Raw genomic sequence first — 25,778 nt, 5'->3', positions numbered from 1 at the left:
ATGATCGATAGCGCCAGAGCGGTCGGCCCCTTCCGGGATTGGGCGCTCTGGCGTCTCTAGGAACTACTGACGACCTTGAGGGTTTGGTGGGCCATGGAGAGCTCCTCGTTCGTGGGAACGACCGGGACTTTGACCTTGGAGGCGTCGGTGGAGATCATGCGGGGATCGCCGGAACGCTTCCGGTTCTCGGCCTCGTCCAGCTTGACACCGAAGATGCAGAGGTAGTCGCGCACGCCCTTTCGGACCATGTCGTCGTTCTCGCCGATGCCGGCGGTGAAGGTGATGACTCGAGCCCTCCCAGCAGCACAGCGTAGGCGCCGATGTACTTGGCGATGCGACGGCAGTACACCTTGTGGGCCAGCGTGGCCTTCTCATCACTCGGGTTGACGGCGGCCTCGACGTCGCGCATGTCGGTCAGGCCGCAAAGGCCCGCCATGCCGGACTTCTTGTTCAGCATGGTGTCGATGTCGGCGACGGACATGCCCTCCTGCTTGTTCAGGAAGATGAGCACACAGACGAACAGTGCTCTAGCCACGCGTCTATAGAAGAAGAACCCCTATGACATTCCTTATCGCAAACGATCAGAGAAAAACTTCAGATCAGACAAAGTGTAGAATGATCAAACCTTTTCGCGGTCGCCTAATCTTTTAGCGAAAGCCAAACATTCTAGCGACAACCACCGCAGTTGCACCACCCAGGCTGCCAGAGCCTCCTAACCGTCCTCGGACCGTTATCACAACCCCAACGACGCGACTTCCAACAAACCCGTACAACCGCCCAACACCGGTAATAACAAGCAAAAACACCCCTCTTGATCCGCCACCCGACCATGCCGGGCTTTGTATCAAAATGGGTGTCTAAGTGGAGCCGATGACGGGAATCGAACCCGCGCCACCTGCTTGGGAAGCAGGAGTTCTACCATTGAACTACATCGGCATCGATGTCACGCTCTCGCGCAACTACCGGACCATGATAACACGGTCTGAACGGGCCGTGAACATGGTGGTCCGTGGTCAGATCTTGATCGGCGGATGCAGGCGTTTCATGGTCCAGCTTCGGTCCCGGCGCGCAACCACCGCGGTCAGGCATATCGAGAGAATGAACACCAGGAGGACCGCCATGATTGCCTCCGGTAAACGGTGATCGACGTGACCGTACATCAACTGTCGGAAACCGTTGACCGTGTAGGTCATCGGGTTGATCGGGTGAACCCACTGGAACAGTGCAGGCTGGGTTTCGACGGGGTAGAGCCCTCCCGATGAGAGCAATTGGAGCATGAGCAGTGCCATTGCCGTAACTTTGCCCGCTCCGGGGCCGAGCGCCGCGTTGAAGAGCTGATTCATCGCCGTACACATCAGTGAGACGAGGATGCAGAAGACGAGCAGGCCGATCGGATAGACCGGTTCCAGGCCCACACCGTAGCGGGTGACCAGGAAGATCGCGGTGGCCTGCCCGATTGCGATGAGTGCTGCGGGAAGCAGCCCGTCGAGTGCGGCACGTAGCGGCGCGACGCCACTGGCGACGGCCCGATTCTGCAACGGGCGCAGGATCATGAAGATGATCAGCCCGCCGACGAACATGGCGAGGGAGAAAAAGAACGGGGCGAGCCCGGCGCCGAAGGTGTGCGAACCGGTGTCATTGGTGGTGGTTAGTCGCACGGGGCCGCCGAGGACACTCGCTGTGCCTTTCCGCTGCTCTGTGTCCCACTTCGGCACCGCCTCGGCACCCTTGGTCAATCGCGTGGCGAGTTCCCCGGCGCCATCGTTCAGTTGTGCGGTGCCGTCCACGAGTCGGTTCGTTCCGTCGACGAGGCGACCGGCACCGTCATCGAGTTTCTGCAGGCCGTTCTGCAGCTCTCCGGTGCCGGTGACCAGGCGGGAGGTGCCGTCCTGGTGGAGTTTGTTCAGGCCGGTGTTCAGCAGTTGCATACCGTCGTTGAGCTGGGTGACGCCGGTCTGCAGTTCCCCGAGCTTGCCGGGGAGGATGGACGTGCCCTCGGTCAACTGGTTGAAGCCGGAGCGGAACGGGGCCTGCGGGTCGGAGAGCTGGTAGGCGAGCTGGCTCGTGCCGTTCGCAAGTTCGTTGAGCTGAGCGGTCGCAGGGGCGTTCTGGCCGAGTGCGTTGTGGTCGACGTCGAAGGCCATTTGATCGAGCTGGCGAACCACGTTCTGTACGTCGGGGTTGGGGATCGGGCGGAGCTGGTCGGCGAGTTGCCGGATGTTCGTCGATGTTGTGGTCTGGATGTCGGTGACCTGGGACAGTGACGCGTTGAGCTGTTGCACCCCGGCGTCGATGCGGACCGCGCCGTCGGCGAGCTGGTCGACGCCGCCGCCGAGCTGATCCACGCCCCTGGTGAGTGCGGTGAGCTTGGCGGTCGCGCCCTCGACCTGGTCGTTGAGTTGCCGGGTTCCTGCGGCGAGTTTGTCCGCTCCCTTACTGAGTTGTACGACGTTCGCATCGAGCTTGATTGCTCCCGCGTTGAGTTTGCCTGTCGCGGCGAGTGCAGAGTCCAGACCGCCGTTGAGCTTCACTGCGCCCTCGCTGAGTTGGATCGCACCGTCGTTGAGTTTCTCTGCGCCGTCATGCAGTTGTGTGGCACCGTCTGCAGCTTTCTCCAGGCCGGCACCGGCGGACTGGATGCCGATGAGTACCTTATCCACGGCTTCCTCGCCGATGCGCTCGGAGATGACGGGAAGCATGGTGCGCAGGACGTTCTCGCCGATGAGTGTTGAGAGGTAGCCATTGGAGTCGTTGTACGTTGTTTGGATGACGGCCTTGCGGGCGTCGCCGGTGGTGGGGGAGGCCACCGCCTCGGAGAAGTCCGGTGTTAGCTGAACCGAGAAGTAGTACCTGCCGTCCCGCACACCCTCCTCGGCTTCCTGCTCGGAGACGAAGTCGAAGTGGACCCGGTCCTCCTTCTTCAGATGTTCGACGATCTGGTTTCCGGCGTTGATCTCCTCGCCGTCGACCTTGGTGCCTAGGTCGCTGTTGACGAAGGCGACGGGCATCTTGTCGACGTGTCCGAAGGGGTTCCAGAATGCCCACAGGTACAGCGCCGAATAAATGAGCGGCATGAGCATGAGGACGACCATGGCGATACGTCCGAGTTTGGAGCGGAGGAACCGGCGCAGTTCCGTGCCGAGTGTGAGTCCGGCGATCATAGTTCCGCCTCCTTGGCGATGCGGTGGATGCGGCTCAGGTCGGAACCGGCGTGACTGGGTTGGAGATGTGACGCATCCGTGAACAGTTCGATCAGCGTGTAGTCCGGCAGGAAATCGTCGGGGAGCCGGTTGACGGCGTTGACGACGACGGGGATGTCCTCCGCGAGCCGACTCAGTACAGTCACGAGGATCAGCCGATCATCGAACTCGTGGACCTGCTCGAGGTCGTCCATGACGAGCATGCCGATCTCCTCGCCGTTAGCGGGACGCAGCGCGAGGGCGATCCGGATGAGTAGCCGGTCGAGGCCGGAGATCTGGGAGACGTAGGCGTCGAGGGGCGGGAGATCGCGCTCGCCGAATACGGGGCGGCAGACCGATTCGTAGTAGTCCTGGTCGGCTCTCGGGGCCCACATGAGCCATGGTGTGGACCAGGCGCGGTGTTCGGTCAGGATGACGTGGATGCGTACGTCGCGGTCGAGGAGGTCGATGTCGTCCACTCCAGCGATGGCGACGCGTTTGCGGATCACCGACGGTTTCGTCTCCCCGAGTACCTCGAGGGTTCCGGTGCGGGGTTTCATCCGTCCGGAGATCGTCAGTGCAAGGGCGGTTCGTCCGCCGCCGCCTCGACCGGAGAGTACGGTCAACCCGGTACCTGGGATCTCCACGTCGAGGGGGCCGTAGACGGGTCCTTCCCCTCCACACACCGAGATGCCCCGGGCCATGACTGCCGGGTGTGGCTCGCCGTCTGCCGGGGTGTTGCGTTGTTCGACGGTGCGTGACGAGGTCGCGGCTTTCCCCACGGACTGTTCTTGGTCCCGGTCGGGTGTGGGGTCGGGGTGTTCGGAGGACATGGGTGCTCCCGGTGGGGCAGGAATGGGTGATTGTGGTGGACCTGACGCTACAGTAGTGCAACCGGAGGTTGAACTTCCACTTAATGTCATTGTGCGAGTTGAACGTGCTACGAATCCCGAATCCGGAGGTAACCGATAGACTCGGTGCTGTGCTGCTCTCTGACCGTGACATCCGTGCCCGCATCAACTCTGGCGATCTCGTCATCGAGCCGTTCGACCCGCACCTCGTGCAGCCGTCGAGCATCGACGTCCGGATGGACCGCTTCTTCCGTGTGTTCAACAACTCGCGCTACACCCACATCGACCCGAAGCTGCGTCAGGATGAACTGACCAGCCTCGTCGAGGTCCGCGAGGATGAACCCTTCGTTCTGCACCCGGGCGAGTTCATTCTCGGTGCCACGCTGGAGAAGTTCACCCTCCCCGCGGATCTCGCGGGCCGTCTCGAAGGTAAATCCTCGCTCGGACGTCTCGGACTGCTCACCCATTCGACCGCGGGTTTTATCGATCCGGGATTCTCCGGCCATATCACCCTGGAACTGTCAAACGTGGCTAATCTGCCGATCATTCTCTGGCCGGGAATGAAGGTGGGCCAGTTGGCGTTGTTCTGTATGTCGTCCCCCGCGGAGGTTCCCTACGGCGCCTCTGAACTGGGGTCGAAATACCAGGGTCAACGCGGACCAACTCCATCAAAGGCGTATCTCAACTTCCAATGATTCAGTTCGATCACGTTGTCAAGACCTTTCCCGGCGCAGCCACCCCGGCAGTCAGGGATTTCACCCTCGACATTCCGGCGCGCTCCACCACCGTACTGGTCGGCAGCTCCGGTTCGGGGAAAACCACTCTCCTGCGGATGATCAACCGCATGGTTGAACCCACTGAGGGGCGGGTGCTCATCGACGGCGAGGATCTTGCCGGGGTCGATCCCGTCAAACTCCGGCGCAGTATTGGCTATGTCATGCAGAACTCCGGGCTGCTTCCGCACCGTACCGTCGCTGACAATATCGCTACTGTCCCACGGCTCAACGGCGTCTCCCGGAAGCAGTCCCGCGAACGGGCCCACGAACTGCTGGACCTGTTGGGGCTCGATGGATCGCTAGCGAAGCGTTACCCCGGTGAACTCTCCGGTGGTCAGGCACAACGTGTCGGCGTTGCCAGGGCACTGGCGGACGACCCGAACATCCTCCTGATGGACGAACCTTTCGGTGCCATCGACCCCGTGGTGCGCCGGGATCTCCAGGAACAGATCCTGGAACTCCAGGCGAAGATCTCCAAGACCATCGTCCTAGTCACCCATGACATTGATGAGGCGTTCCTGCTCGGTGACACCATCGTGCTCCTGGAGATGGGCGCCCGGATTGCGCAGGCTGGAACCGCCGAGGATTTCGTCACCGACCCCGCCAGCGATTTTGTCGCCAGTTTCGTCGGTACCCAGGACCGGGAGCTCACCCTGCAGGAGCGCAACGGTACGACCGTCGCCGTCGACCGGCATGGCCGGGTCAAAGGGGTGGTCCGGTGAACTGGGGGTGGATCATGGCGAACCTCGACCGCATCGGCGAACTGGCTCTCGCCCATGCGAACCTCAGTTGGCCCGCGATTATCGCGTCACTCATCATCGCGCTTCCTCTGGGCTGGGCCGCGAGCCGCAACCGAATCTCCCGAGAACTGCTCGTTACCGCATCTGGACTGCTCTACGCCATCCCGTCGCTGGCCCTGTTCGTGGTTCTTCCCCTGATCATCGGCACGTCCGTGCTCTCTCCGTTGAACGTCATCATCGCGATGACGCTCTACGGGCTCGCGCTGCAGATCCGTACCACCGCTGATGCGTTCGACTCGGTGCCGGAACCGCAGAAGCAGGCGGCCGTCGCCATGGGATATCCGGCCTGGCGGCAGATCCTCACCGTCGAACTCCCGCTCGCTGGACCGATCATCCTCGCCGGTCTCCGCGTTGTCAGCGCATCCACGATCTCACTGGTCAGTGTCGGTGCGCTCACTGGTGTGCAGTCTCTTGGCACCCTGTTCACCAACGGCTTCGCCCGTTCGTTCCCCACCGAGATCATGGCTGGCGTCGCCGGAACCGTGATCCTGGCGCTGCTCTTCGATGCCGTCCTCGTCATCGCGGGCCGCCTGCTCATGCCCTGGGCAGGGAGGTGAGACAAGGATGGACCATTTCAGCGGAGCTGTTTCATTTATAGCCGACCCATCTAACTGGCCCGGTCCCGGAGGAATCACCGTCCGCCTCGGTGAGCACATCCTGTACTCTGCGCTTGCCGTCGGTATCGCACTGCTCATCGCGCTCCCACTCGGTCTCTTCCTCGGGCATACGGGGAAAGGCGCATCTGGGGTGATCGCGGCAACCGGTGCCCTCCGTGCCATGCCGTCCCTTGGGCTGCTGACGTGGCTGACCCTCGAAATCAGCTTCGGAATCCAGTTACCCATCGTGCCCTCCACCATCGTGCTGCTCATCCTCGCGGTACCGCCAGTCCTCGCTGCGACCGTCTCCGGGGTGGCGACGGTGTCGGGCCCCGTCGTTGATGCTGCTCGGGCGATGGGGCACAACGAAGGTCAGATCATGACCCGCATCGAACTTCCGTTGGCGGCCCCCACGATCGTCGGCGGGGTACGATCGTGTGTGCTCCAGGTACTGGCTACCGCCACGATTTCCGCCTACATCGGACTCGGCGGGCTCGGCCGCTACCTCCTGGATGGACTCGCCCTCCGCGACTACGAGCAGATGCTCGTGGGGGCGATCCTCGTCTCCGGGCTCGCACTCGCAGCGGATATGACGCTGGCCCGCGTACAACATCGACTTCGACCGAAAGGCGTCACTTCATGACCTTCCCCAAGAACCAGTTCATTCGCCGCGCAGGAATCGCCATCGCCGGGCTGGCCCTGGTCCTCCCACTCGCCGCATGTGCCGGGTCATCCGACCCGTTGAGTGAGAACAGCACCGACGGTGACTCGAAGCCGAAGCACGCCACCGACAGCATCGTCATCGGTACCGCGAACTTCCCCGAGAGTGAGATCATCGGTCAGATCTGGGCCGAAACGCTGCGTAACGCCGGTTTCGAGGTTGAGGTTAAGTCCGGTATCGGCTCCCGGGACGTCTACCTCAAGGCACTGCAGGAGGGCTCCGTCGATATTGTCCCTGAGTACACCGGTAACCTCGCTCAGTACTTCATGGCCGCCGAGGGCCAGGAGCTTCCGCTCGGGGCGACCGAAGAACAGGTTCTCAACGGCCTGAACAAGGCGCTGCCCGCAGGTCTCGCCACCGGAAAAGCCGCCCCCGGTGAGTCTAAAGATTCCTACCGGGTCACCCGGGAGCTCGCTGAACAAGCAAAGCTGGTCACGATCGCTGATCTGAAGAACCTCGATGACATCCGGATCGCCTCCAACCCGGAACTCAAGGATCGCCCCTACGGCCCCAGCGGTCTTGAGGAATTCTACGGTCTCCCGGCGGATAAACTCACCATCATCCCCATCTCCGATTCAGGTGGGCCACTCACCATCGCGGCACTGACCACGAACAAGGCGAATGTGGCCAACGTTTACACGACCTCCCCGACTTTCAACACCGATGGTGAAGAGATTAATCTGGTCACCCTCGAGGACCCGGAGAACCTCATCCTGCCGCAGCACGTTCTCCCCTTGATGCAGGGCAAGGCGGTATCTGGTGAAGCCCGGGAAGCGCTCACCAAGATCAACGCCGATCTCACCACCGAGGCGCTTCTCGAAATGAACATCCGAAACATCGGCCCGGAGAAAGCCAGTCCAGAGACCATCGCACGGGACTTCGTCGCAGAGAATTCCTGATCCTCGTAGTTAGCTCCGTGCTGTCGGCTGACGCTACAATAAGTGGTGATTCGCGGGGTTTTCTCCCCACCAGTGGCACGGACACCGTGACCCATCGAATAACGCCACCGCTGTCACCGAACCCGGCATTGTTCCGTCCACCGGGTCAGGGAGAGATTATGCAGGAGAGGAGGAGGAACATGCCGACCACAGACGCAAGCTGGTGGACCCCCACCATGAGCGTGATCGTCGTTGTCGCGATCACCGTCATCATCGTGTCGATGGCGCTGTACACGATCTACTGCTACCGCAAGAGCATGCCGAAAGACTGACCGTCTTCGTACTTCTCATCACCGTATCCCGGCCCCCGAATTCTCTCAGGGGCCGGGATACGTCGTTCAAACAGTGTTCACTTTTCCCTCACACTCGCAGAGTACAACTGGTGACATGAAACTGACCGTCATCGGAACCGGGTACCTCGGCGCCACTCACGCCGTCTGTATGGCTGAACTTGGGCACGAGGTGCTGGGGGTGGACATCAGCGACGAACGCATCGAGGCACTCCGTGCCGGACGGGTTCCCTTCTACGAACCTGGCCTCGCCGAAAAACTCTCGGCGAACCTGGCCACCGGCAGACTGGATTTCACCACGGATATCGCCGCGGCGGCCCGTTTCGCAGACGTCCATTTTCTCACTGTCGGCACGCCCCAGCACTCTGAAGGAAGGTCCGCTGACCTGAGTCAGGTCCACGGCGCGGTGACATCGCTGGTTCGGCAGATGCGGGGGCGCCACCTGATCATCGGGAAGTCGACGGTTCCCGTCGGTACCGCCGCGGATCTGCAACTGATGGTCTCCGCACTCGCTGCGCCAAGCACGGAGATACGCATCGCCTGGAATCCGGAGTTTCTCCGGGAGGGACATGCGATCGCGGATACGCTCCACCCGGATCGAATCGTCGCGGGGGTGCCGGGTGATGACGCGGGATACGCGGAGAACACTCTCCGTGACGTGTACGCGGCGACCCTGGCGCAGGGCACGCCGTTCATCGTCACGGACCTTGAGACTGCGGAACTGGTCAAGGGGGCCGCCAACGCCTTCCTGGCGACGAAGATCTCCTTCATCAACGCCATCGCGGAAATCTGTGACCTGAGTGGTGGAAACGTTACTGATCTGGCCCGCGCACTCGGCCACGATGACCGCATCGGGCGGAAGTTCCTCGGCGCCGGGCTCGGGTTCGGTGGTGGCTGCCTGCCCAAGGACATCAGAGCGTTCTCGGCCCGTGCGGAACAACTCGGTGCGACCGGAATCCCCGCACTGCTGGGCAGCGTCGATGACATCAACCTCGGGCAACGCCGGGCGGTCCTTGATACGGTGGTCCGTTCCTTCGATGGCGCGGTTGCGGGTAGGCGGGTGACGGTCCTCGGTGCCGCCTTCAAACCTGACAGTGATGACATACGTGATTCCCCGGGCCTGTTCATCGCAGGATCGCTCGCACGAATCGGTGCCGATGTCACCGTGTATGACCCCCAAGCGATGGGACCGTCGAAACGGGTGCTCCCGGAGCTCACCTATGCGCCAACCGTCTACGATGCGCTGCATCTCACCGAAGCCGTCGTCCTGGCGACGGAATGGCGCGAGTTCATCGAGCTTGATCCCGTGGAGGCGGCATGTCACGCGGATCGTCCTCTGATGATCGACGGCCGCAACTGCCTTCCCGCGCGAGCCTGGATTGATTCCGGCTGGGATTACCGCGGTATCGGACGCCGGTATTGATACCGGTACCACCGAGATACGCGATGCCCGGAGGTTCCGTGTTTCCGGGTGATGGTGAACTCAGTGTGCGTGGGAATGCCCCCGCCCGGAGCAGGTGAAGGCGGCGATTGCCGTGGTGATTGGAACCGACATGGTCAGTGCGAGGGCACCCACGGCGGAGCGCAGGAGTTCGGTGGCCATGATGTCTCCGGTGAGTAGTTCACCGAACGGTCGGTCTGCGACGGTGAGCAGGAGGAGCAGGGGGAGTGCCGCGCCGGTGTAGGAGAGGACGAGGGTGTACATGATGGAGGCAATGTGGTCACGGCCGACACGGATGGCACCCTTGAACAGCCTCCAAGGGGAGGCGTTGGGGTCGATGGCGGCGAGTTCGTTGACGGTCGATGCCTGCGAGATGGTGACGTCGTTGAGTACGCCGAGTGACCCGATGATGAAGCCACACAGCATGAGCCCCGTGACGGAGACGTCGGGCAAGTAGAGCTGGATCATCAGGTTGTCTTCGGACCCCAGGCCACGGAGTTGGGTACCGCTGATTGCGAACTGGGCGAGGACTGCGGCGATGCCGAGGGCGATGAGCGTGCCGCCGAGTGCGGAGGACGTCTTCCAGTTCACCCCGTGCACGAGATAGAGGGCCGCGAACAGGACGGCGGAGCCACAGACAACGGCGAGGGCCAGAGGTGGTCCGCCGCGAAGGAGCGCTGGGAGCAGGAATACGCCGACGCCCGCCAGCGTGACCGCGAGACCGACGAGGGACCGCGCACCCAGCCAGGAACCGAGAAGCACCACCCCGAGGGCAGTGATCAATCCCCAGACGAGAAGGGTGGAACCGCGCTGGTAGTCGGCGAAAGTGTATCCGGTGGTGTCTTCTGAGGTGGTTGATTCATAGAGGAGAATCTTCTCACCCTCTGAGAGTTCAGGGTCGCCGGGTTGACCGGAGAGCATGAGCATCGTTCGTTTCCCCTCGTTGACACCGGACGTGATGTCGATGATGGCCTGTTCACAGACCCGGTCAGAGTGCTCGAGGGGGACGATGGGCGAGGAATCGAAGATCCTGCCGACGGATGGTGAGGTGCAGGAGCCCTCGGTGATGAGGGCGACCGTGCCGGTCACCTTCTCCTTGGACAGTGAGGAGATGTTTTCGAATGAGGGGGTGACGTTGGGTTTTTCGGTGGTTGGCCAGAGCGCCACGACACCGACGATGGTGCCGATGAAGGTGATGATCAGGAAGACACTCAGTATCCACTGAGGACGGGTGAAAGGTCTTTTCTCCCCGCGTCGTTTCGGCAGTGGATTTCCATCGGGGCCGATGCCATGTGCCGCGAGATGGCCGACGATGTGCTCGGTGGGGTCCTCGTGGGTATCGGATCGGGAGTGTCGGCCCATCGCGTGCTCCTTGGATTTTCGGGAGGAGTGTCGTGGTCAGTGACAACAGTAAAATGCCCGCCACGGTCCGGTGTAGTCGGGGTGGCGGGCTGGGTGGGCTCTACCAGCGTGCCCAGTCCTCGATCTTGTCGATGTGGCTGAGACCAAGGTTGCGGATGAACTGGTCATCCTGGTGCCAGTCGCCGTCGATCCACCGGACAGTCATCGTGACAACGGAAACGACATCGCCGTCACGGGCTGTCGCGAAAGCGATGGAAGCGGTCTCCCCGTCGAAGGATTCGACCTTGTAGGCGATCGGGATGGCTGCGGAGTGGTCGGGGGTATTCGGGATCAGGGACGGATCAGCGATCACGGCATCGAGCCGCGCTGGATCGGTGCTGGGTGGAATGAAAGTACGCGCGGTACGGGCGGCGTCGACTCCACCGCGGTTTACACCCTGGTAAATGTGCCAGATTGCGAGCGCCGCTCCTTGAGGGGTTTGGCTGAATCCGTGTGCGATTCCGTCCGTGACCTGCCACGGGCCATCGGACGCGCTGAAGGGGAAATCCCAGGCGGTGTCGCTGGCGGGGTTTTCCTTGAGACGCTGCCATTCGACGGCGGGGGCGGCGGTCAGCCAGTTCTCGTCGTCCGGGGTGAGTGCTTCACCGTCGTCAGTGAAGATGTCTCCAGCCGGATTGGATGGATAGTAGACGGTGGTGCCGTCGACATCGGCGGTACGTCGTTCCCCCGGGTTGATTTCCGCAGCGTAGGCCTTGTCACCGAGTGCGGAGGGCTCGGGAGTGGCGGTGGGCTCGGGAGTTTCGCTTCTTGTTGACGTTCCGCTGGTGCGGCTGCTGTTCCTGTCGCTGGAGCGTGTACTCGAGCTCTTAGAAGTAGAGGAAGTCGGTGTCTTTGATGCGCTTTCCGAGGTGCTTTCCGGGGATCGTTGATTCGACGAAGTCGGTTCAGTCGCTGAGGATGATGTGCCGCTCTTTGAGGTCGTCGATGAGGCGGATTCAGATTCAGAGGAGGTGGTTGAACTCGCGGAGGTTGAGGAGGTTTTCTCCGGGGAAGAGGTGGTAGAGCTGGCAGAGTTTTCCCCGGATGTCTCCGACGTTGATTCCGGTGCCGTGGTTGAGGTCGTGCTCGTTTCCCCCCGTGGTTTCCCCGAGGTGGCGGCACCCGCTTCCTCGTCACCGATGTACATGTAGACACTGGTGGCGATAAGTCCTGCGACAGTAAGGGTGGTCAGGGTCGCGAACATGCCCCGTGGGGTCAGGGTGGAGCTGTCGTATCCGGCGCTTTTCCGCACGCTGGTCCTCATCTCGTCGTCGTTTGTGCGATTATCCGGCGGGTGTGATCGCCGACGCCGGTCATGTGTCCGGCTGCATGATGTCAATGATAGAGAAAACGGCCCGTACACCACGCCGGCGTCCGGGGGACGCCGATGAGACGGGCGCGGGCATTATCACTGACGGTAGTGCGCGAGGAAGTTGCCGAGCCGTTCGATGGCCTCGGAGAGTTCCGCCGTGGAGGGCAGCGTGACCACACGGAAATGGTCTGGTGCATCCCAGTTGAATCCGGTTCCCTGAACCATCAGGATGTGCTCCTGACGGAGGAGATCGAGCATCAGCTTTGCATCATCGTGGATGTCATGCACGTTGCGGTCGATGCGGGTGAAGTTGTACAGGGCACCCATCGGCTTCACGGTACTGAGACCGTCGATGGCGTTGATTCCCTCGTAGGCTACGTTCCGCTGTTCGAGTAGTCGACCGCCGTGCACGGTCAGATCGAAGATCTCCTGGTGCGTCTCCAGGGCAGCGGGGATCGCGTACTGTGCGGGAACGTTGGAGCACAGTCTGGTTCCCGCCAGCAGTTCCAGCCCCGAGATGAACTCTCTGGCATGGTCCTTCGGCCCAGTCAGAACCATCCATCCGGCGCGGTAACCGGCGGCGAGATAGGCCTTGGACAAGCCGTTGAAGGTGATGGTCAACAGATCCGGGGCCAGTGTGGCGACGCTGATGTGTTTGGCGTCCTCGTAGAGGATGCGATCATATATTTCGTCCGCGAACAGCATCAGATCATGTTCCCGGGCAACATCGACGATTCCGGTCAGTACATTGTGGGAGTACACCGCGCCGGTGGGATTGTTGGGATTGATGATGACGATCGCGCGGGTCCGATCGGTGACCTTCGACCGCAGATCTTCCAGATCCGGGTTCCAGCCGTTGGACTCGTCACAGAGATAATGCACGGGAGTGCCGCCGTTCAGTGTGGTCGCCGCCGTCCACAGGGGATAATCCGGCTTGGGCACCAGGATTTCGTCACCGGGGTTCAGCAGGCCGGCCGTGACCATGAGAATCAGCTCGGAGACCCCGTTCCCGATGAAGACATCCTCGACGTCGAATTCCGGGAAATTAGGATCCTCAGCGTAGCGGCGCACCACGGATTCCCGCACCGGGATCAATCCCTTGGCGGTGCAGTACCCCTGTGCGTGGCCGATGTTGTCCATGATTGCCTGGACCGATGCCTTGGGGGCCTCGAAACCGAAGATTTCCGGATTACCGGTGTTGAGTTTCAGGATTTCGACGCCTTGTTGCTCCAAGCGTTCAGCTTCGGCACTGATCGGCCCCCTGATCTCGTAAACGACATTGTCCAGGCGGCTGGCCTGTCGTACCAGGCGTCGTTCACTGCCGGTGGTGGGGTCATGGGAAGGAAGTGTCGCTTCAGTCATGGTTCCTATCGTGCCATCTGAGAGGTGGCATGCGGGGAGCTTCGGGAAAACAGCCCCTTTGTTTTTAGGTAGGTACCCCATGCGAAACTAGTGATTAAGGGGGGAATGCGGGGGAGAATGTTCGCGTCCCCTCCGCCATTACCGGGGCTTCAGTTCATCGGGAACGACGGGGCCGGACACATCGAAAGCTCGGGCCAACTCCGCGAGGATCGCGTACGCACCGGGGAGAGACTCAGAGGTGATCCAGGCCGCGTCATCGGCAATGACCGTCCGCTGATCCAGTTCTGTCCACTGGGGTGTCGCACGGAAACTGTCCAGGGAACGTTCCCCACCGAGTGGACTCATCGTCATGAAGATCCGGTCGGCGGCAACCGCATCGACCTGATCAGCAGTGATCTTGATGAAATTCTGGGTGCCCCGCTGTGACTTCGGTCTGGACAGTCCGGCGTCGGTAAGTACCATGCCGGGGAAGGACGCGTTCGCGAAGATTCTCGTCGGCCCGTTCTGGAAACGTACCACCGAAATAGTTGGGTTCGCTGACTTCACGTTGATCTCGTCACCGATACGTCGTGCCTGTTTCTCGTACTCGGCGAGTAGCGCCGCAGCTTCAGGCTCCGCGCCCATCGCTTTACCGAGTACGAGATACCCGCTTTTCCAGGTTGTAGGAGCACCCTCCGACATCACCGTCGGCGCAATCTCTGACAGACGGTCATAATACTCACCGCTTGATTCCCGGGTTCCCACGATCAGATCGGGTTTCAACGCCGCAATCATCTCAAAATCCGGCTCCCGAGGTGTTCCGATGACTTGGGCATCGGCACCGTACTCATCCAATAAACCCCCCAGGTAATTCCCTAGAGTGGCGCCCTGTGCATGTGTGTCTGCGTAACCGACGAGAGTCCCGTGCAGCATCAGAACGGCATCCGCCCACGGGTCGTCGAGCGCAACGATGGTCTGCGCCGGGGCATCCAACTTCGTCGTACCGAGTGCGTGCACGATGCTGATCTGCCTGGTACTCGTCTCTTGCACGGAACTGTTGGTCGCAGACATCTCCGTTCGGGTCTCCGTTGTTGGGTCCGGAGTATCAGGCTTCGCAGTGCATCCGGAGAGAGAAAAGGACATAGCGACGAACAGAACTGCGGCGCGACGGACGGCAGGCGGTGATATCACGGGCGATCCTTCAAGAGACCGCAGGAATTGCGGTGAATGGATAGTGAGATATTTCCGACGTTAACAGCGTGTGTACCGTTGCGCCGCCCACCACGGAAGCGGTGTCCCCGTTCCTTCCTGGTCCCCTGTCTTTCTAATTGAGCAAAGGAAAGCCCCAAAGTTGTTCAGGCGTTCGGTTGATCGTCGGACATGCCTGTCCCAGCGGGCCGGGCAATGGGGCTGGTCTTACCGGGTGGTGTGGGTGCTCCTGATTGGTGAGTGAGGGAGGTTCCTGGGTTGGGCGTGCCGCTCGGGGCCTGCGGAACACCGGGAACCTTTGAGATCCCGGGGGCTGGGGGGATGCTGGCGCCCGGAGCCCGGGGTATACCCGGTTGCGAAATCCCGGGCGCTTTGGGCGCTCCTGGAACACGGGGGGTGCTGGGGCCTGTGGGTGCTGCAGGTGCACTGGGGGCGGTTGGTGTGGGTGTTGGGGGGACTGGTGGCACTGCTGGTGTGGGGGCTGACGGTGCTGTGGGGCCTGCTGGTGTGGGGGCTGTTCCGGGTGCCTTGGGCGCCCTGGGTACGCCTGTCCGTGTGGCTGGGGGAACAGGTGGAGTCGCGACTGGTGGGGTTTTGGGGACAGCCGGTGGCGCAGGAGGCGCGGGTATACCGGGTGCTGCGGGAACTCCCGGAGCTGGCGGTCGGGTGGATATCCTGGGTGCGGCCGGAGCGGAAGGAACTCCGGGTGCTTTCGGAGGCGCAGGTGCCGTCGGGATCGTGGCTCCGGGCACGCGCGGGGCCGACGGTGTACCGGGGACAGTCGGTGTTTTTTCCGGTGCCGGGACTGTGATCTGTGGGTCTGGGAAACTATCGGGAACAGGGGCTTCGTGGCTGGCCTCTGCACTGCCACAAGTCCCCTCCTTCCGGGGCTTCACCGAGGTCAGGCCGAGGTCCGTTGTGCCTCGGCGGGGTGGTGCAAGGAAGGCGCGCTCGCGGGGTTCCGGCAGTTTGCCGTCGACGAGGACGGCATCGCGGAGCATCTGGGCGACATCGCGCACCTTGGGTTGATCGGCGGTCGGCTTGTCGGAGAGTGCCTTGACCCCGCCGGTGAGCATGACGGTGCAGAAGGGGCAGCCGACGGCGATCTCCTCGGCGCCGGTGGCGAGCGCCTCGCTGGTGCGGTTCTCGTTGATGCGGGTGCCGATGGTCTCGTCCATGAACATGCGGGCACCGCCCGCGCCACAGCAGAATCCCTCGTTCCGGTTGCGGTCCATCTCCCGTAGATCGTGCCCTGTCGCGCCGAGCAGCTCGCGCGGTGGGTCGAAGACCTTGTTGTGGCGGCCGAGGAAACAGGGGTCGTGGTAGGTGATGGGCCTGCGGTCCTCGGGGCGGCGGGGCACCGGGGTGAGGAGTTTCTCGCGGACCAGCTTGTTCAGGATCTGGGTGTGGTGGACGACGTCATAGTGGCCGTCGAAGTCCGGGTACTCGTTGCGCAGGGTGTTGAAGCAGTGGGCGCAGGTGGTGATGATGGTGCGCTGGCCCTTCGGTACACCCTCGAACACGGTGTTGAGGGTGCTGATGTTCTCCTGGGCGAGCATCTGGAAAAGAAATTCGTTGCCGGCGCGCCGGGCGGGATCACCGGTGCAGGTCTCGCCCTTGGAGAGCACCGCGAACTTCACGCCTGCGGTGTGGAGGAGTTCGACGACGGCGCGGGTCGTTTTTACGGCCTCATCGTCGTAGGCGCCTGCGCAGCCGACCCAGAAGAGGTATTCGGTGTCGTTGAAGTCGGTGATGTCCTCACCGAACACGGGTACCTCGATGCCGTCGCGGCGTGCGGCGTCGATCCAGGTGGCACGGTCGGCGGAGTTCCGGCCCCAGGGGTTGCCCTTGGCCTCCAGGTTCTTGAACAGGCCCGCCAGTTCGGAGGGAAACTCCGATTCTGCGAGTACCGCGAAACGGCGCATGTTGGCGATGTGGTCAATGTGCTCGATGTCCACCGGGCACTGCTCGACGCAGGCCCCGCAGTTGGTGCAGCTCCACAGCACGTCCGGCTCGATGGTGCGGCCCTCGCCGACGAGCTTGAGGACATCCACACCGTCATGGGAGGTGTCGGCGTCCAGCAGGGACGGATCGAGAAGATAGGGGGAGTTGGTCACCATCGCGTCGCGGAGGTCGGTCATCAGCAACTTCGGGGACAGTGGCTTCGCGGTGTTCCAGGCGGGGCACTGCTCCTGGCAGCGACCGCAGTCGGTGCAGGTGGTGGCGTCGAGAAGCATCTTCCAGGAGGCGTCCCGGAGGGTGCCCGTGCCGATGGGGTCGGTGTCGGGGTCGAGCTCGTCGACGCTGTCGAGGGTGACTTGCTCTCCGCGCGAGACCATCGGTGCCAGCGCGCCGAGTGCCGGTGCACCGTCCGCGTTGCGTTGGAGGAAGATGGTGAAGAAGGCGGTGATCCGGTGCCAGGCCACACCCCAGGACAGTTGCCGCCCGACGACGAAGAGCCAGATCGTGCCCGACAGCAGTTTGATCAGGGCGAATACGCTGACCATCACGGGGCTTGCGGGGAGGAGCTGCGCGATGTGCATGGTCAGGAAATCGGACCACAGGTGCGGGTGGATGTCGTCGTAGGTGGCGATCTTCGCCGACTTCACGGCGATCATTCCGAGCCCCTCGATGAGGACGACGCCCTCGACGAAGTGCGCGGCGCGGGCGTTGGACCCGTAGAACCGGGACATGCGTTCGCGGGTTCCGGTGTGCAGGCGGGCACCGATCAGGAAACAGATGCCGGCGACGGTGCCGATACCGAGTAGTTCGTCGGCGAGGTGGTACATGCCCCATTCGCTGACGATGGGCCAGCCACCGCGTGGCCAGAAGGTCTGGATGTAGGCCTCGAACCAGAGGACGAATCCGATGAGGAAACCGACCATGACCAGCCAGTGAGCTGCCGCGATGGCGGGTTTCCGGGCCAGTTCGCTGTGGAAGACGACTTCCTTGAACAGCGTGCCGACGCGCCGTGCGGGCCGGTCGGTGCGGCCCGGCAGGGGTTGTCCCGCACGGACGAGACGGAAGAGTCGGCTGGCGCCACGGAGGAAGTAGAACCATGCGGGAAGTGACAGCAGGAAACCGATGATTCCCAGCACGACAGTCGTGCTGGTCATCGTTGGGGCTGCGGCGAGCATCATCGCGGGAGAGGTCCTTGGCGTGGGCAAAAGAATGGGTGTTCAGTGCCTGTCACGAGCGGGCTGGCTGCGTGCGGGCATGGTGCTTCCCACTCTAAGCGGTGCCGTGGTCATCTCCCCAACGGAGTCTGCTTGCCGCGCCACCGGAGAACCCGGTACAGCGGGGAACATGTCTGTTCAGCCAACGTCCGGTGATGGTTCGACAAGTCTGAAAATAAACTTGCCCTGCTGCCAGCTCCGGGACGTGGAGTTGGTAGCAGGGCAGTCGGACGTGTGTGTGGGAGGGTTTACTCGGGGCTTGTCGCTCCGGTGAACAGTGAGCTGATGAAATCGAGGAAACCGAGCACGAGGCGAACTGGTGCGGTGATGAGGGAAAGAACTCCGGTGGTGATGCGTGCGTTGACGAGCTCTTCGTCCGTGATGGGGCCGGCGGGGCAGGGGCGTTCCATCCAGTTGATTGCTTCGGTGGTGACGGGGAGATCGGGGTCGCCGGCGTGTTCCGCCCGGCACTGGTCGACCTCCTCCTGGGTCATCACACCGAACTTCACCACGGCTTCGGCGGGCATGCCGGAGGGGTGGGCCGGGGCGATTGTCGACGACAGGTGCGCGACTGATGAGCCGGTGGCGCCTTCCTCGGCGTGGGCGGGGGTTGCCAGGCCGAGGAGCAGTGCGGGGAGCATGATTCCGGCGAGCAGTTTCTTGGACATTGGGTACTCCTCTGGGGGGGGATGTTGTTTCTGAATATAAGCGACATCGGACTATCGCTGCTAGCGGGTGTCCCCACTGGTTTTTGACGTCGCGGGCCTGGTGGTTGGGAGCGTTACGGCACCGGGGCTACTGCGGTGGGGAGCGTCGCCTGACATGAGGGGTTGGAAAGGTTCAGCAATGTACAGAACGGTCTATTTCATTCATGAATGATGGTCTGTGAAGTTTGCAGGTAAAAGGGCATAAATGGGAAAAAATAGACCGACCTGTTCATAAAAAATGCCGCTTTTATGGCCGTAAAAGTGTTTCCTGTGTCAGACTTGGCCGCACCAACAGCACCCCCATCGCGGCCCCGGCCCCGGCACTGCCGGAACCGGGCTTTCCAAGGAGCACCCATGGCACCGACCACCGTCAAGGAACGGCCCGCCCGGCAGCACAGGCCGGACGGCCAGTGGAAGATCGACGGCACCGAACCGCTCAACGCCGACGAGCGGATCAAGGCCGAGGACCCGGGGATGTCCTGCAAGCAACGGATCATCGACATCTACTCGAAGCAGGGCTTCGACTCCATTGCGGAAGACGACCTCGCACCCAGGTTCAAGTGGGTCGGCCTGTACACGCAGCGCCGCCAGGATCTCGGCGGTGAGCACACCGGTACCGCCACCAACGCGGAACTGCAGGACACGTTCTTCATGATGCGGGTGCGTTTCGACGGCGGCATTGTCAGCACCACGCAACTGCGCACCGTCGGTGAGATCTCCCGCGACTACGCCCGCGGCACCGGTGACTTCACCGACCGGCAGAACATCCAGCTCCACTGGATCCGCATCGAGGACGTTCCCGCGATCTGGGAGAAACTTGACGCCGTCGGACTGTCCACCCTCTGCGGCTGCGGCGATGTGCCGCGGGTGATCCTCGGATCCCCGGTCGCGGGAATCGCCGCCGACGAGATCATCGACGCGACCCCCGCTATCGAGGCGATCACCTCGGACTGGCTACACCGCGAGGAACTCCACAACCTGCCTCGCAAATTCAAGTCCGCCATCTCGGGTTCCCCGCGCCAGGACGTCACCCACGAGATCCAGGATCTCTCCTTCATCGGCGTGAACCACCCCGAACACGGCCCCGGCTTCGACGTCTACGTCGGCGGCGGCCTGTCCACCAACCCGATGCTCGCCCAGCGCCTCGGCGTCTGGGTGCCGCTCGATGATGTACCGGAGGTCTGGGCGTCCGTGGTCAAGGTGTTCCGCGACTACGGCTACCGCCGCCTGCGCAACCGCGCACGCCTGAAGTTCCTGGTGGCGAAGTGGGGCGTGCAGAAGTTCCGCCAGGTTCTCGAAGAGGATTACCTCGGACGCCCGCTCCTCGACGGCCCGGCGGCGCCCGTCAATCCCGGCAACCGTGACCACCTGGGCGTCCACCCGCAGAAGGACGGCCGCTTCTATGTCGGCGTCAAGCCCACCGTCGGCCACGCTTCCGGCGACCAGCTCATTGCCATCGCCGATGCCGCCGAGGCCCACGGCGTCACCCGGATCCGGACCACCGTCGACAAGGAGCTGCTCTTCCTCGACGTGGAAAAGCGGCAGGTCGAGCCCCTCAAGGAGGCGCTCCACGCCACCGGACTGTACCCGGAGCCGAGCGAGTTCCGGCGTGGCGTGATCTCCTGCACCGGCCTCGAGTTCTGCAAACTTGCCCTGGTCACCACCAAGGCGCGGGCGATCCAGCTCGTCGACGAACTGGAGGACCGGCTCGGCGACATGGACGTCCCCCTGAAGATCAGCCTCAACGGTTGCCCCAACTCCTGCGCCCGCTCCCAGGTCGCGGACATCGGACTCAAGGGCCAACTCGTCACCGACGATGAGGGCAACAAGGTCGAGGGCTTCCAGGTGCACCTCGGCGGCGCCCTCGGGTTCGACCCCGACTTCGGCCGCAAGCTGCGCGGACACAAGGTCACCTCCGCGGAACTCGGCGACTACGTCGTTCGCCTCGTCGAACGCTACCGCGAGCAGCGCACCGAGGGTGAGCAGTTCCGCGACTGGGTTCTGCGCGCCGACGAGGGGGACCTGCAGTGAGCTACCGCGTCGACAAGCCCAACCCCAACCGCGGCTTCCCCCAGTACTGCGCCTACTGCGGCGGAACTGACCTCTTCCCCGACGAGGAGACCGACTTCGCGTGGGCCTGCCAGGAATGCCGAAGAGTGTTCTCCGTGATGTTCCACGGGCGCAACGACCCGGCGAACCGGCCCGCGCCCGCGCCCTCCACCGCGGAGGCACTCGCCGCATCCCTCGACCACCACGGACACACACCGGGGGTGCGGGTACCGTGACCGACCTCAGCCGCTTCGCCCGCCCCCGCGCCCACCGCGACCCCGAGGTCTCACCCGCCGGGGCGGCGACCACCGCACCACTCGACCCCGGGACCCGCGCCGAGCTCGCCGCCTTCGTCGACACGCACGCCGACGCACTGTACGACGCCGACGCGGAGACGATCCTCGCGACCGTCGCCGAACACGTGCACGGTCCCGTTGCGGTGACCATGTCGATGGAGAATACCGTCCTCGCGGAACTCGCGTCCCGGTACCTTCACGACGCCGACCTACTGTTTCTCGACACCGGCTACCACTTCGACGAAACCCTCGACGTCGCAGATGCGGTGCGCCACCGGTACCCGCTCCCGCTGGTCACCGCCACCCCGATCCTCACCCGCGCCGAGCAGGACGCCACCTACGGACCCGCGCTCTACCGCCGCAACCCCACAGCCTGCTGCCGAATGCGCAAGGTCGAGCCACTCGCCGCCGCGATGAGCGGCTACGTCGGATGGGTCACCGGACTGCGCCGCGCCGACTCCCCGCTGCGCGCCGACACCCCGGCCGTCACCCTCGACAAAACCGGCCGACTCAAGATCTCGCCCCTGGTGACCTGGTCACTCGAGGAGACCGAACGGTACATCGTCGACCACGACCTCATCCGGCACCCCCTGACCACCCGTGGCTATCCGTCCATCGGATGCGCCACCTGCACCCTGCCCGTCGCCGAAGGCGAAAACCCCCGGGCCGGCCGCTGGGCCGGACAGAACAAGACAGAATGCGGACTCCACACATGACCACCACCCTCACCGACACCACGCCCGACGCCCGTACCGACCGGGGCACCGGCTCGCCGCTGTCCCCGCACCTGAGGGACCTGGAGAACGAGGCCATCCAGATCCTCCGCGAAGTCGCCGGACAGTTCGACAAGGTCGCCCTGCTGTTCTCCGGGGGCAAGGACTCCGTCGTCGTCCACGAACTAGCCCGCCGGGCGTTTGCCCCCGCCGCTGTACCATTCGAATTGCTACACATCGATACCGGGCACAACTTCCCCGAGGTTCTCGACTTCCGCGACCGCCTCATCGAACGCACCGGCGCCCGACTGCGCGTCGCGAAGGTCCAGGACTGGATCGACCGAGGGGACCTCACGGAACGCCCTGACGGCACCCGCAACCCCCTCCAGACCATCCCCCTCGTGGAGACCATCGCCGAACAGGGCTACGACGCCGTGCTCGGCGGTGCCCGCCGCGACGAGGAACGGGCCCGCGCCAAGGAACGCATCTTCTCCGTCCGCGACAGCTTCGGCGGCTGGGACCCCCGCCGCCAGCGGCCCGAACTGTGGAATCTCTACAACGGCGGACACCTGCCCGGTGAGAACATCCGCGTGTTCCCGATCTCCAACTTCACCGAGGCCGATATCTGGGAGTACATCGGGGCTAGGAACATCGAACTGCCGTCCATCTACTTCGCCCACGATCGCGAGGTGTTCCACCGCGACGGCATGTGGCTGACCGCCGGCGACTGGGGCGGCCCCCGTAGGGGTGAAACCTTGGAGACCCGCCGCGTGCGGTTCCGCACCGTCGGGGACATGTCGTGCACCGGCGCCGTCGACTCCGACGCCGACACCGTCGACGCCGTGATCGCCGAGATCGCCGCATCGACCCTCACCGAACGTGGCGCCACCCGAGCCGATGACCGCCTGAGCGAATCCGCCATGGAGGACCGCAAGAAGGAAGGCTACTTCTGATGACCAGCACCCTCACCGCCCCCACCCCGACCGAGGCGCTGTACGACCGCCAGACCCTCCGGCTGTGCACCGCAGGCAGCGTCGACGACGGCAAATCCACCTTCGTCGGTCGCCTCCTGCACGACACCAAATCAGTGCTCGCCGACCAGCTCGCCGCCGTTGAGGCGACCTCCCGGGCCAAGGGCCTGGACCACGTCGACCTCTCCCTACTGGTCGACGGCCTGCGCGCCGAACGCGAGCAGGGCATCACCATCGACGTCGCCTACCGCTACTTCGCCACCGCGAAGCGCACCTTCATCCTCGCCGACACCCCGGGCCACGTGCAGTACACCCGCAACACCGTCACGGGTGTGTCAACCTCCCGCGTCGTCGTGCTGCTCGTCGACGCCCGCAACGGCATCGTCACCCAGACCCGCCGCCACCTCACCGCTGCAGCCCTGCTCGGCGTGGACACGGTGGTCCTCGCGGTGAACAAGATCGATCTCGTCGGCTTCGACGAGTCCGTGTACTGCGCCATCGAGGCCGAGTTCACGGCTCTCGCCCAGCGGCTCGGTGTGACCAGCACCTTCGTGGTTCCCACCTCCGCTCTGCTCGGGGACAATGTCGTCGAGCGTGGCGCCAACACCGACTGGTACACCGGCCCCACCGTCCTCGAGATCCTGGAGACCGTGCCCGCAGGCCCCGAGGCCACCGAGCTGGGTTTCCGGTTCCCCGTGCAGACCGTCATCCGCGATCACGCCACCGACTACCGCGGCTACGCGGGCCGGGTGAGTGCCGGTCAGGTCCGCCCCGGCGACACGGTGCATCTCGGGTCGGGGCGCAGCACGACGGTCACCGGCATCGACACCCCGGACGGGGAAGCGGCGCTCGCGCTGCCCGGCGACTCCGTCGTGCTGCGCCTCGCCGACGACATCGACCTCACCCGCGGTGACCTCATCGCCGGTGCCGACCGCCCCGACGACGTCCGCGAGTTCACCGCAACGCTCGTCGGACTGGCCGAGAAAGCCGTCCGCCCGGGTCAACTGCTCAAGCTGCGCTACGGCACGTCACTGGTCCGGGGCCGGGTCACCCGGATCACCGAAAGCCTCGACATCGACGCCCCGGTCGGTGACGTCGTGCGGGACGCCCCGGGCGAACTCGCCCTCAACGACATCGTGCGCGCCGAGATCCAGGTCGCCGAGGCCCTGCCCGTCGACGGTTTCACCGCCCGCGGTGCCGTCGGCTCCCTCCTGCTCATCGACCCCGCCTCCGGGGACACCCTCGCCGCAGGCCTGGTCGACGGCACCGGCGGTGGTGGCCGTGACTGACCCGCGTCCCGCACTGATCACCCTGTCTCACGGATCCCGTCACCCCCACGCCGACGCCGGTATCGCCGAGCTGACCGCGGCCGCCGGTGACCTCCTGGACCTGCCCGCGCACCCGGCCCACTTGGACCTGTCGACGCCCACCCTCCCGGACGTCGCCCTCCGGCTCGCCGTCGCGGGCGTCCGGGAGGCCGTCGTCGTGCCCCTGCTGTTCACCCGCGCGTTCCACGCCACGACCGACGTCCCCGAGGAAGTGCACGCGGCCACGGAGGTCTCCGGGTTACGGATGACCCTCGCGGACGGGCTCGGTACCGGCCCGGATCTCGTCGACGTCCTCGCGGAGCGCCTGATCACGGATGCCGCGGATCGACGAGACACCGTCCTCCACCCGGTCGGAACGTCCAGCAAGCGGGCATCGGCTGACCTGGCGCGACTCGGGGCGGAGCTCGCCGAGCAGACCGGTCGCCGTGTCGACGTCATCGCCGCCACCGGGCCGGGCGGCGGCCCCGGGGCGGTCCTCGACCGCGCCCGCGCAGCCGGTTCGCTGCACGTTCTCCCGCTGTTCGTCACCCACGGGCTGTTGCTCGACCGGCTGACCGACCGCCTGCCCGCCACCCGCCCCGGGGGCCCGGACATCTCGGTCAGCGCACCGCTCGGCCGCGACCTCGCCGGAATCGTCGCCACCCGCTACTCCGACGCCCTGACCAGCGACCGGACACCGGCATGCGTACCCTGATCCTCATCGCCCTGGCGGGGGCGATCGCGCAGCTCGTCGACGGCGCACTCGGCATGGGCTTCGGCGCGACGTCGACGACCATGCTCATCCTCGCCGCCGGCCTCGGCCCCGCGCAGGCGTCCGCCGTGGTGCACACCGCGGAGCTGGGGACGACCCTGGCCTCCGGGATCAGCCACTGGCGCTTCGGCAACGTCGACTGGCGGCTCGCACTGCGCCTCGGCGTCCCGGGCGCGGTCGGCGCGTTTCTCGGGGCCTACGTCCTGTCGAACCTCTCCACCGCTGCCGCAGCCCCCGTCACGGCGGGGATCCTCACCGCCATCGGGCTGCACCTCCTGCTGCGCTTCTCCCGCGGCGCCCCGCACCACGCGATCGCCACGGAGACCCGCCGCCGGGGACGGGTCCTCGGCCTCCTGGGCCTGACCGGCGGATTCATCGACGCCTCCGGCGGGGGTGGCTGGGGACCTGTCACCGCCTCGACCCTGATGAGCCTCCGGCACGCCGAACCGCGCCGGGTCGTCGGCACCGTGAACACCTCCGAGTTCCTGGTGACCGCCGCCGCCACCACCGGGTTCGCGATCGGCATGCGGGAGGAGCTGCTCGCCCACCTGCCCGCCGTCGCCGCTCTGCTCATCGGTGGTGTGATCGCCGCGCCGTTCGCGGCGTGGCTGGTCAGCCGCATGCCACCCGGTCTGCTCGGCGGGGCGGTCGGTACCGCGCTCATGCTCGTCAACGCACCCCGGGTGGTCGGTGCGCTCGACACCGCGACGTGGGTGCTGCCCACCGTCGAGGGAGTGCTGCTGGCCCTCGGCGTGGGCCTGACCTGTTGTGGCGTGCGGCGGCTCCGGAACCGGGTGCGGGTCATCGATGAAGCTGCGCCGGAGATCCCTGGTTCCGTGGAACGGGGATGCGTGGTGGCCGGGACGGCCAGATGAGGCCATGCCGGTGCCCTGGGGGCGCGGACGCGACGACGTGGAGGAGGTCACCCGTCA

Annotated in this window: 22 protein-coding genes, 1 tRNA gene and 1 pseudogene; 14 read left to right on the top strand and 10 right to left on the bottom strand. The window is 64.3% G+C overall.

What is annotated here, in order from left to right:
* Window positions 1-56: 56 nt before the first annotated feature.
* From QWU43_RS10655 to QWU43_RS10640, 4 genes and pseudogenes are all read right to left on the bottom strand, one after another.
* Window positions 57-457 (bottom strand): annotated as a pseudogene (locus QWU43_RS10655) (hypothetical protein).
* A gap of 405 nt (window positions 458-862) precedes the next feature.
* Window positions 863-936 (bottom strand) — tRNA-Gly (locus QWU43_RS10650).
* A gap of 77 nt (window positions 937-1,013) precedes the next feature.
* The gene (locus QWU43_RS10645) at window positions 1,014-3,161 is read right to left on the bottom strand and encodes a YhgE/Pip family protein (protein WP_370917833.1); all 2,148 of its coding nucleotides are present in this window, start codon (window positions 3,159-3,161) and stop codon (window positions 1,014-1,016) included.
* The gene (locus QWU43_RS10640) at window positions 3,158-4,012 is read right to left on the bottom strand and encodes an ABC transporter ATP-binding protein (protein ID WP_370917832.1); all 855 of its coding nucleotides are present in this window, start codon (window positions 4,010-4,012) and stop codon (window positions 3,158-3,160) included. The genes QWU43_RS10645 and QWU43_RS10640 overlap by 4 nt, the downstream gene beginning before the upstream one ends.
* A 149-nt stretch (window positions 4,013-4,161) precedes the next feature.
* On the opposite strand from QWU43_RS10640, the gene dcd reads away from it, so the two are divergent.
* The 7 genes from dcd (at window position 4,162) to QWU43_RS10605 (ending at window position 9,574) form a co-directional block, all read left to right on the top strand.
* The gene (gene dcd / locus QWU43_RS10635) at window positions 4,162-4,725 is read left to right on the top strand and encodes a dCTP deaminase (RefSeq protein ID WP_370917831.1); all 564 of its coding nucleotides are present in this window, start codon (window positions 4,162-4,164) and stop codon (window positions 4,723-4,725) included.
* Complete coding sequence (locus QWU43_RS10630; RefSeq protein ID WP_370915457.1) at window positions 4,722-5,528, top strand: ABC transporter ATP-binding protein; 807 nt, start codon at window positions 4,722-4,724, stop codon at window positions 5,526-5,528. The genes dcd and QWU43_RS10630 overlap by 4 nt, the downstream gene beginning before the upstream one ends.
* Window positions 5,529-5,542: 14 nt before the next feature.
* Window positions 5,543-6,163, top strand: coding sequence for an ABC transporter permease (locus tag QWU43_RS10625; protein WP_370917830.1), 621 nt, complete (start codon window positions 5,543-5,545; stop codon window positions 6,161-6,163).
* 7 nt (window positions 6,164-6,170) lie between these two features.
* Window positions 6,171-6,845 (top strand): ABC transporter permease, encoded by a 675-nt coding sequence (locus QWU43_RS10620; RefSeq protein ID WP_370915459.1) that lies wholly within the window; start codon window positions 6,171-6,173, stop codon window positions 6,843-6,845.
* Entirely contained in the window at window positions 6,842-7,822 is a 981-nt protein-coding gene (locus QWU43_RS10615) for an ABC transporter substrate-binding protein (RefSeq protein WP_370915460.1), read from the top strand. Before QWU43_RS10620 ends, QWU43_RS10615 begins: the two co-directional genes overlap by 4 nt.
* A 179-nt stretch (window positions 7,823-8,001) precedes the next feature.
* Entirely contained in the window at window positions 8,002-8,133 is a 132-nt protein-coding gene (locus QWU43_RS10610) for a hypothetical protein (protein WP_370915461.1), read from the top strand.
* Window positions 8,134-8,248: 115 nt separating this feature from the next.
* The gene (locus tag QWU43_RS10605; protein WP_370917829.1) at window positions 8,249-9,574 is read left to right on the top strand and encodes a UDP-glucose/GDP-mannose dehydrogenase family protein; all 1,326 of its coding nucleotides are present in this window, start codon (window positions 8,249-8,251) and stop codon (window positions 9,572-9,574) included.
* A gap of 60 nt (window positions 9,575-9,634) precedes the next feature.
* Here QWU43_RS10605 and QWU43_RS10600 read toward each other — a convergent pair whose 3' ends face one another.
* The 6 genes from QWU43_RS10600 to QWU43_RS10575 all read right to left on the bottom strand — a co-directional run bounded on the left by QWU43_RS10600 (window position 9,635) and on the right by QWU43_RS10575 (window position 18,699).
* Window positions 9,635-10,954 carry a YibE/F family protein gene (locus QWU43_RS10600; protein WP_370915462.1) on the bottom strand — a complete coding sequence of 440 codons (1,320 nt, stop codon included), beginning with the start codon at window positions 10,952-10,954 and terminating at the stop codon, window positions 9,635-9,637.
* A 100-nt stretch (window positions 10,955-11,054) separates the two neighbouring features.
* Window positions 11,055-12,245 (bottom strand): hypothetical protein, encoded by a 1,191-nt coding sequence (locus tag QWU43_RS10595; RefSeq protein WP_370917828.1) that lies wholly within the window; start codon window positions 12,243-12,245, stop codon window positions 11,055-11,057.
* Between the two features lie 156 nt (window positions 12,246-12,401).
* Window positions 12,402-13,667, bottom strand: a complete 1,266-nt coding sequence (locus QWU43_RS10590) for a pyridoxal phosphate-dependent aminotransferase (protein ID WP_370917827.1) — start codon at window positions 13,665-13,667, stop codon at window positions 12,402-12,404.
* Between the two features lie 138 nt (window positions 13,668-13,805).
* The gene (locus QWU43_RS10585) at window positions 13,806-14,837 is read right to left on the bottom strand and encodes an ABC transporter substrate-binding protein (protein ID WP_370917826.1); all 1,032 of its coding nucleotides are present in this window, start codon (window positions 14,835-14,837) and stop codon (window positions 13,806-13,808) included.
* Between the two features lie 164 nt (window positions 14,838-15,001).
* Entirely contained in the window at window positions 15,002-17,995 is a 2,994-nt protein-coding gene (locus QWU43_RS10580; RefSeq protein WP_370917825.1) for a heterodisulfide reductase-related iron-sulfur binding cluster, read from the bottom strand.
* 284 nt (window positions 17,996-18,279) lie between these two features.
* Window positions 18,280-18,699: a hypothetical protein gene (locus QWU43_RS10575; RefSeq protein ID WP_370917824.1), complete on the bottom strand. Its 420-nt coding sequence runs from the start codon at window positions 18,697-18,699 to the stop codon at window positions 18,280-18,282.
* Window positions 18,700-19,092: 393 nt separating this feature from the next.
* Here QWU43_RS10575 and QWU43_RS10570 point away from each other — a divergent pair, with 393 nt between their 5' ends.
* From QWU43_RS10570 to QWU43_RS10540, 7 genes are read left to right on the top strand one after another with little or no spacing between them, the layout of a single operon-like run.
* Window positions 19,093-20,769 (top strand): nitrite/sulfite reductase, encoded by a 1,677-nt coding sequence (locus QWU43_RS10570; protein ID WP_370917823.1) that lies wholly within the window; start codon window positions 19,093-19,095, stop codon window positions 20,767-20,769.
* Window positions 20,766-21,023 (top strand): hypothetical protein, encoded by a 258-nt coding sequence (locus QWU43_RS10565; protein ID WP_248140933.1) that lies wholly within the window; start codon window positions 20,766-20,768, stop codon window positions 21,021-21,023. The genes QWU43_RS10570 and QWU43_RS10565 overlap by 4 nt, the downstream gene beginning before the upstream one ends.
* Window positions 21,020-21,799, top strand: a complete 780-nt coding sequence (locus tag QWU43_RS10560; RefSeq protein WP_370917822.1) for a phosphoadenylyl-sulfate reductase — start codon at window positions 21,020-21,022, stop codon at window positions 21,797-21,799. The genes QWU43_RS10565 and QWU43_RS10560 overlap by 4 nt, the downstream gene beginning before the upstream one ends.
* Window positions 21,796-22,749, top strand: a complete 954-nt coding sequence (gene cysD, locus QWU43_RS10555; RefSeq protein WP_370917821.1) for a sulfate adenylyltransferase subunit CysD — start codon at window positions 21,796-21,798, stop codon at window positions 22,747-22,749. The genes QWU43_RS10560 and cysD overlap by 4 nt, the downstream gene beginning before the upstream one ends.
* Window positions 22,749-24,056 carry a sulfate adenylyltransferase subunit 1 gene (locus QWU43_RS10550; RefSeq protein WP_370917820.1) on the top strand — a complete coding sequence of 436 codons (1,308 nt, stop codon included), beginning with the start codon at window positions 22,749-22,751 and terminating at the stop codon, window positions 24,054-24,056. The genes cysD and QWU43_RS10550 overlap by 1 nt, the downstream gene beginning before the upstream one ends.
* Entirely contained in the window at window positions 24,049-24,789 is a 741-nt protein-coding gene (locus QWU43_RS10545) for a sirohydrochlorin chelatase (protein ID WP_370917819.1), read from the top strand. Before QWU43_RS10550 ends, QWU43_RS10545 begins: the two co-directional genes overlap by 8 nt.
* The gene (locus tag QWU43_RS10540; RefSeq protein ID WP_370915471.1) at window positions 24,777-25,721 is read left to right on the top strand and encodes a sulfite exporter TauE/SafE family protein; all 945 of its coding nucleotides are present in this window, start codon (window positions 24,777-24,779) and stop codon (window positions 25,719-25,721) included. The genes QWU43_RS10545 and QWU43_RS10540 overlap by 13 nt, the downstream gene beginning before the upstream one ends.
* Window positions 25,722-25,778 lie beyond the last annotated feature (57 nt).

This window comes from Corynebacterium sp. CCM 9204, from assembly GCF_041357695.1.
GTDB lineage: Bacteria > Actinomycetota > Actinomycetes > Mycobacteriales > Mycobacteriaceae > Corynebacterium.
The sequence above is the reverse complement of the archived record's forward strand: the minus strand, read 5'-3'. Positions and strand labels throughout refer to the sequence as shown.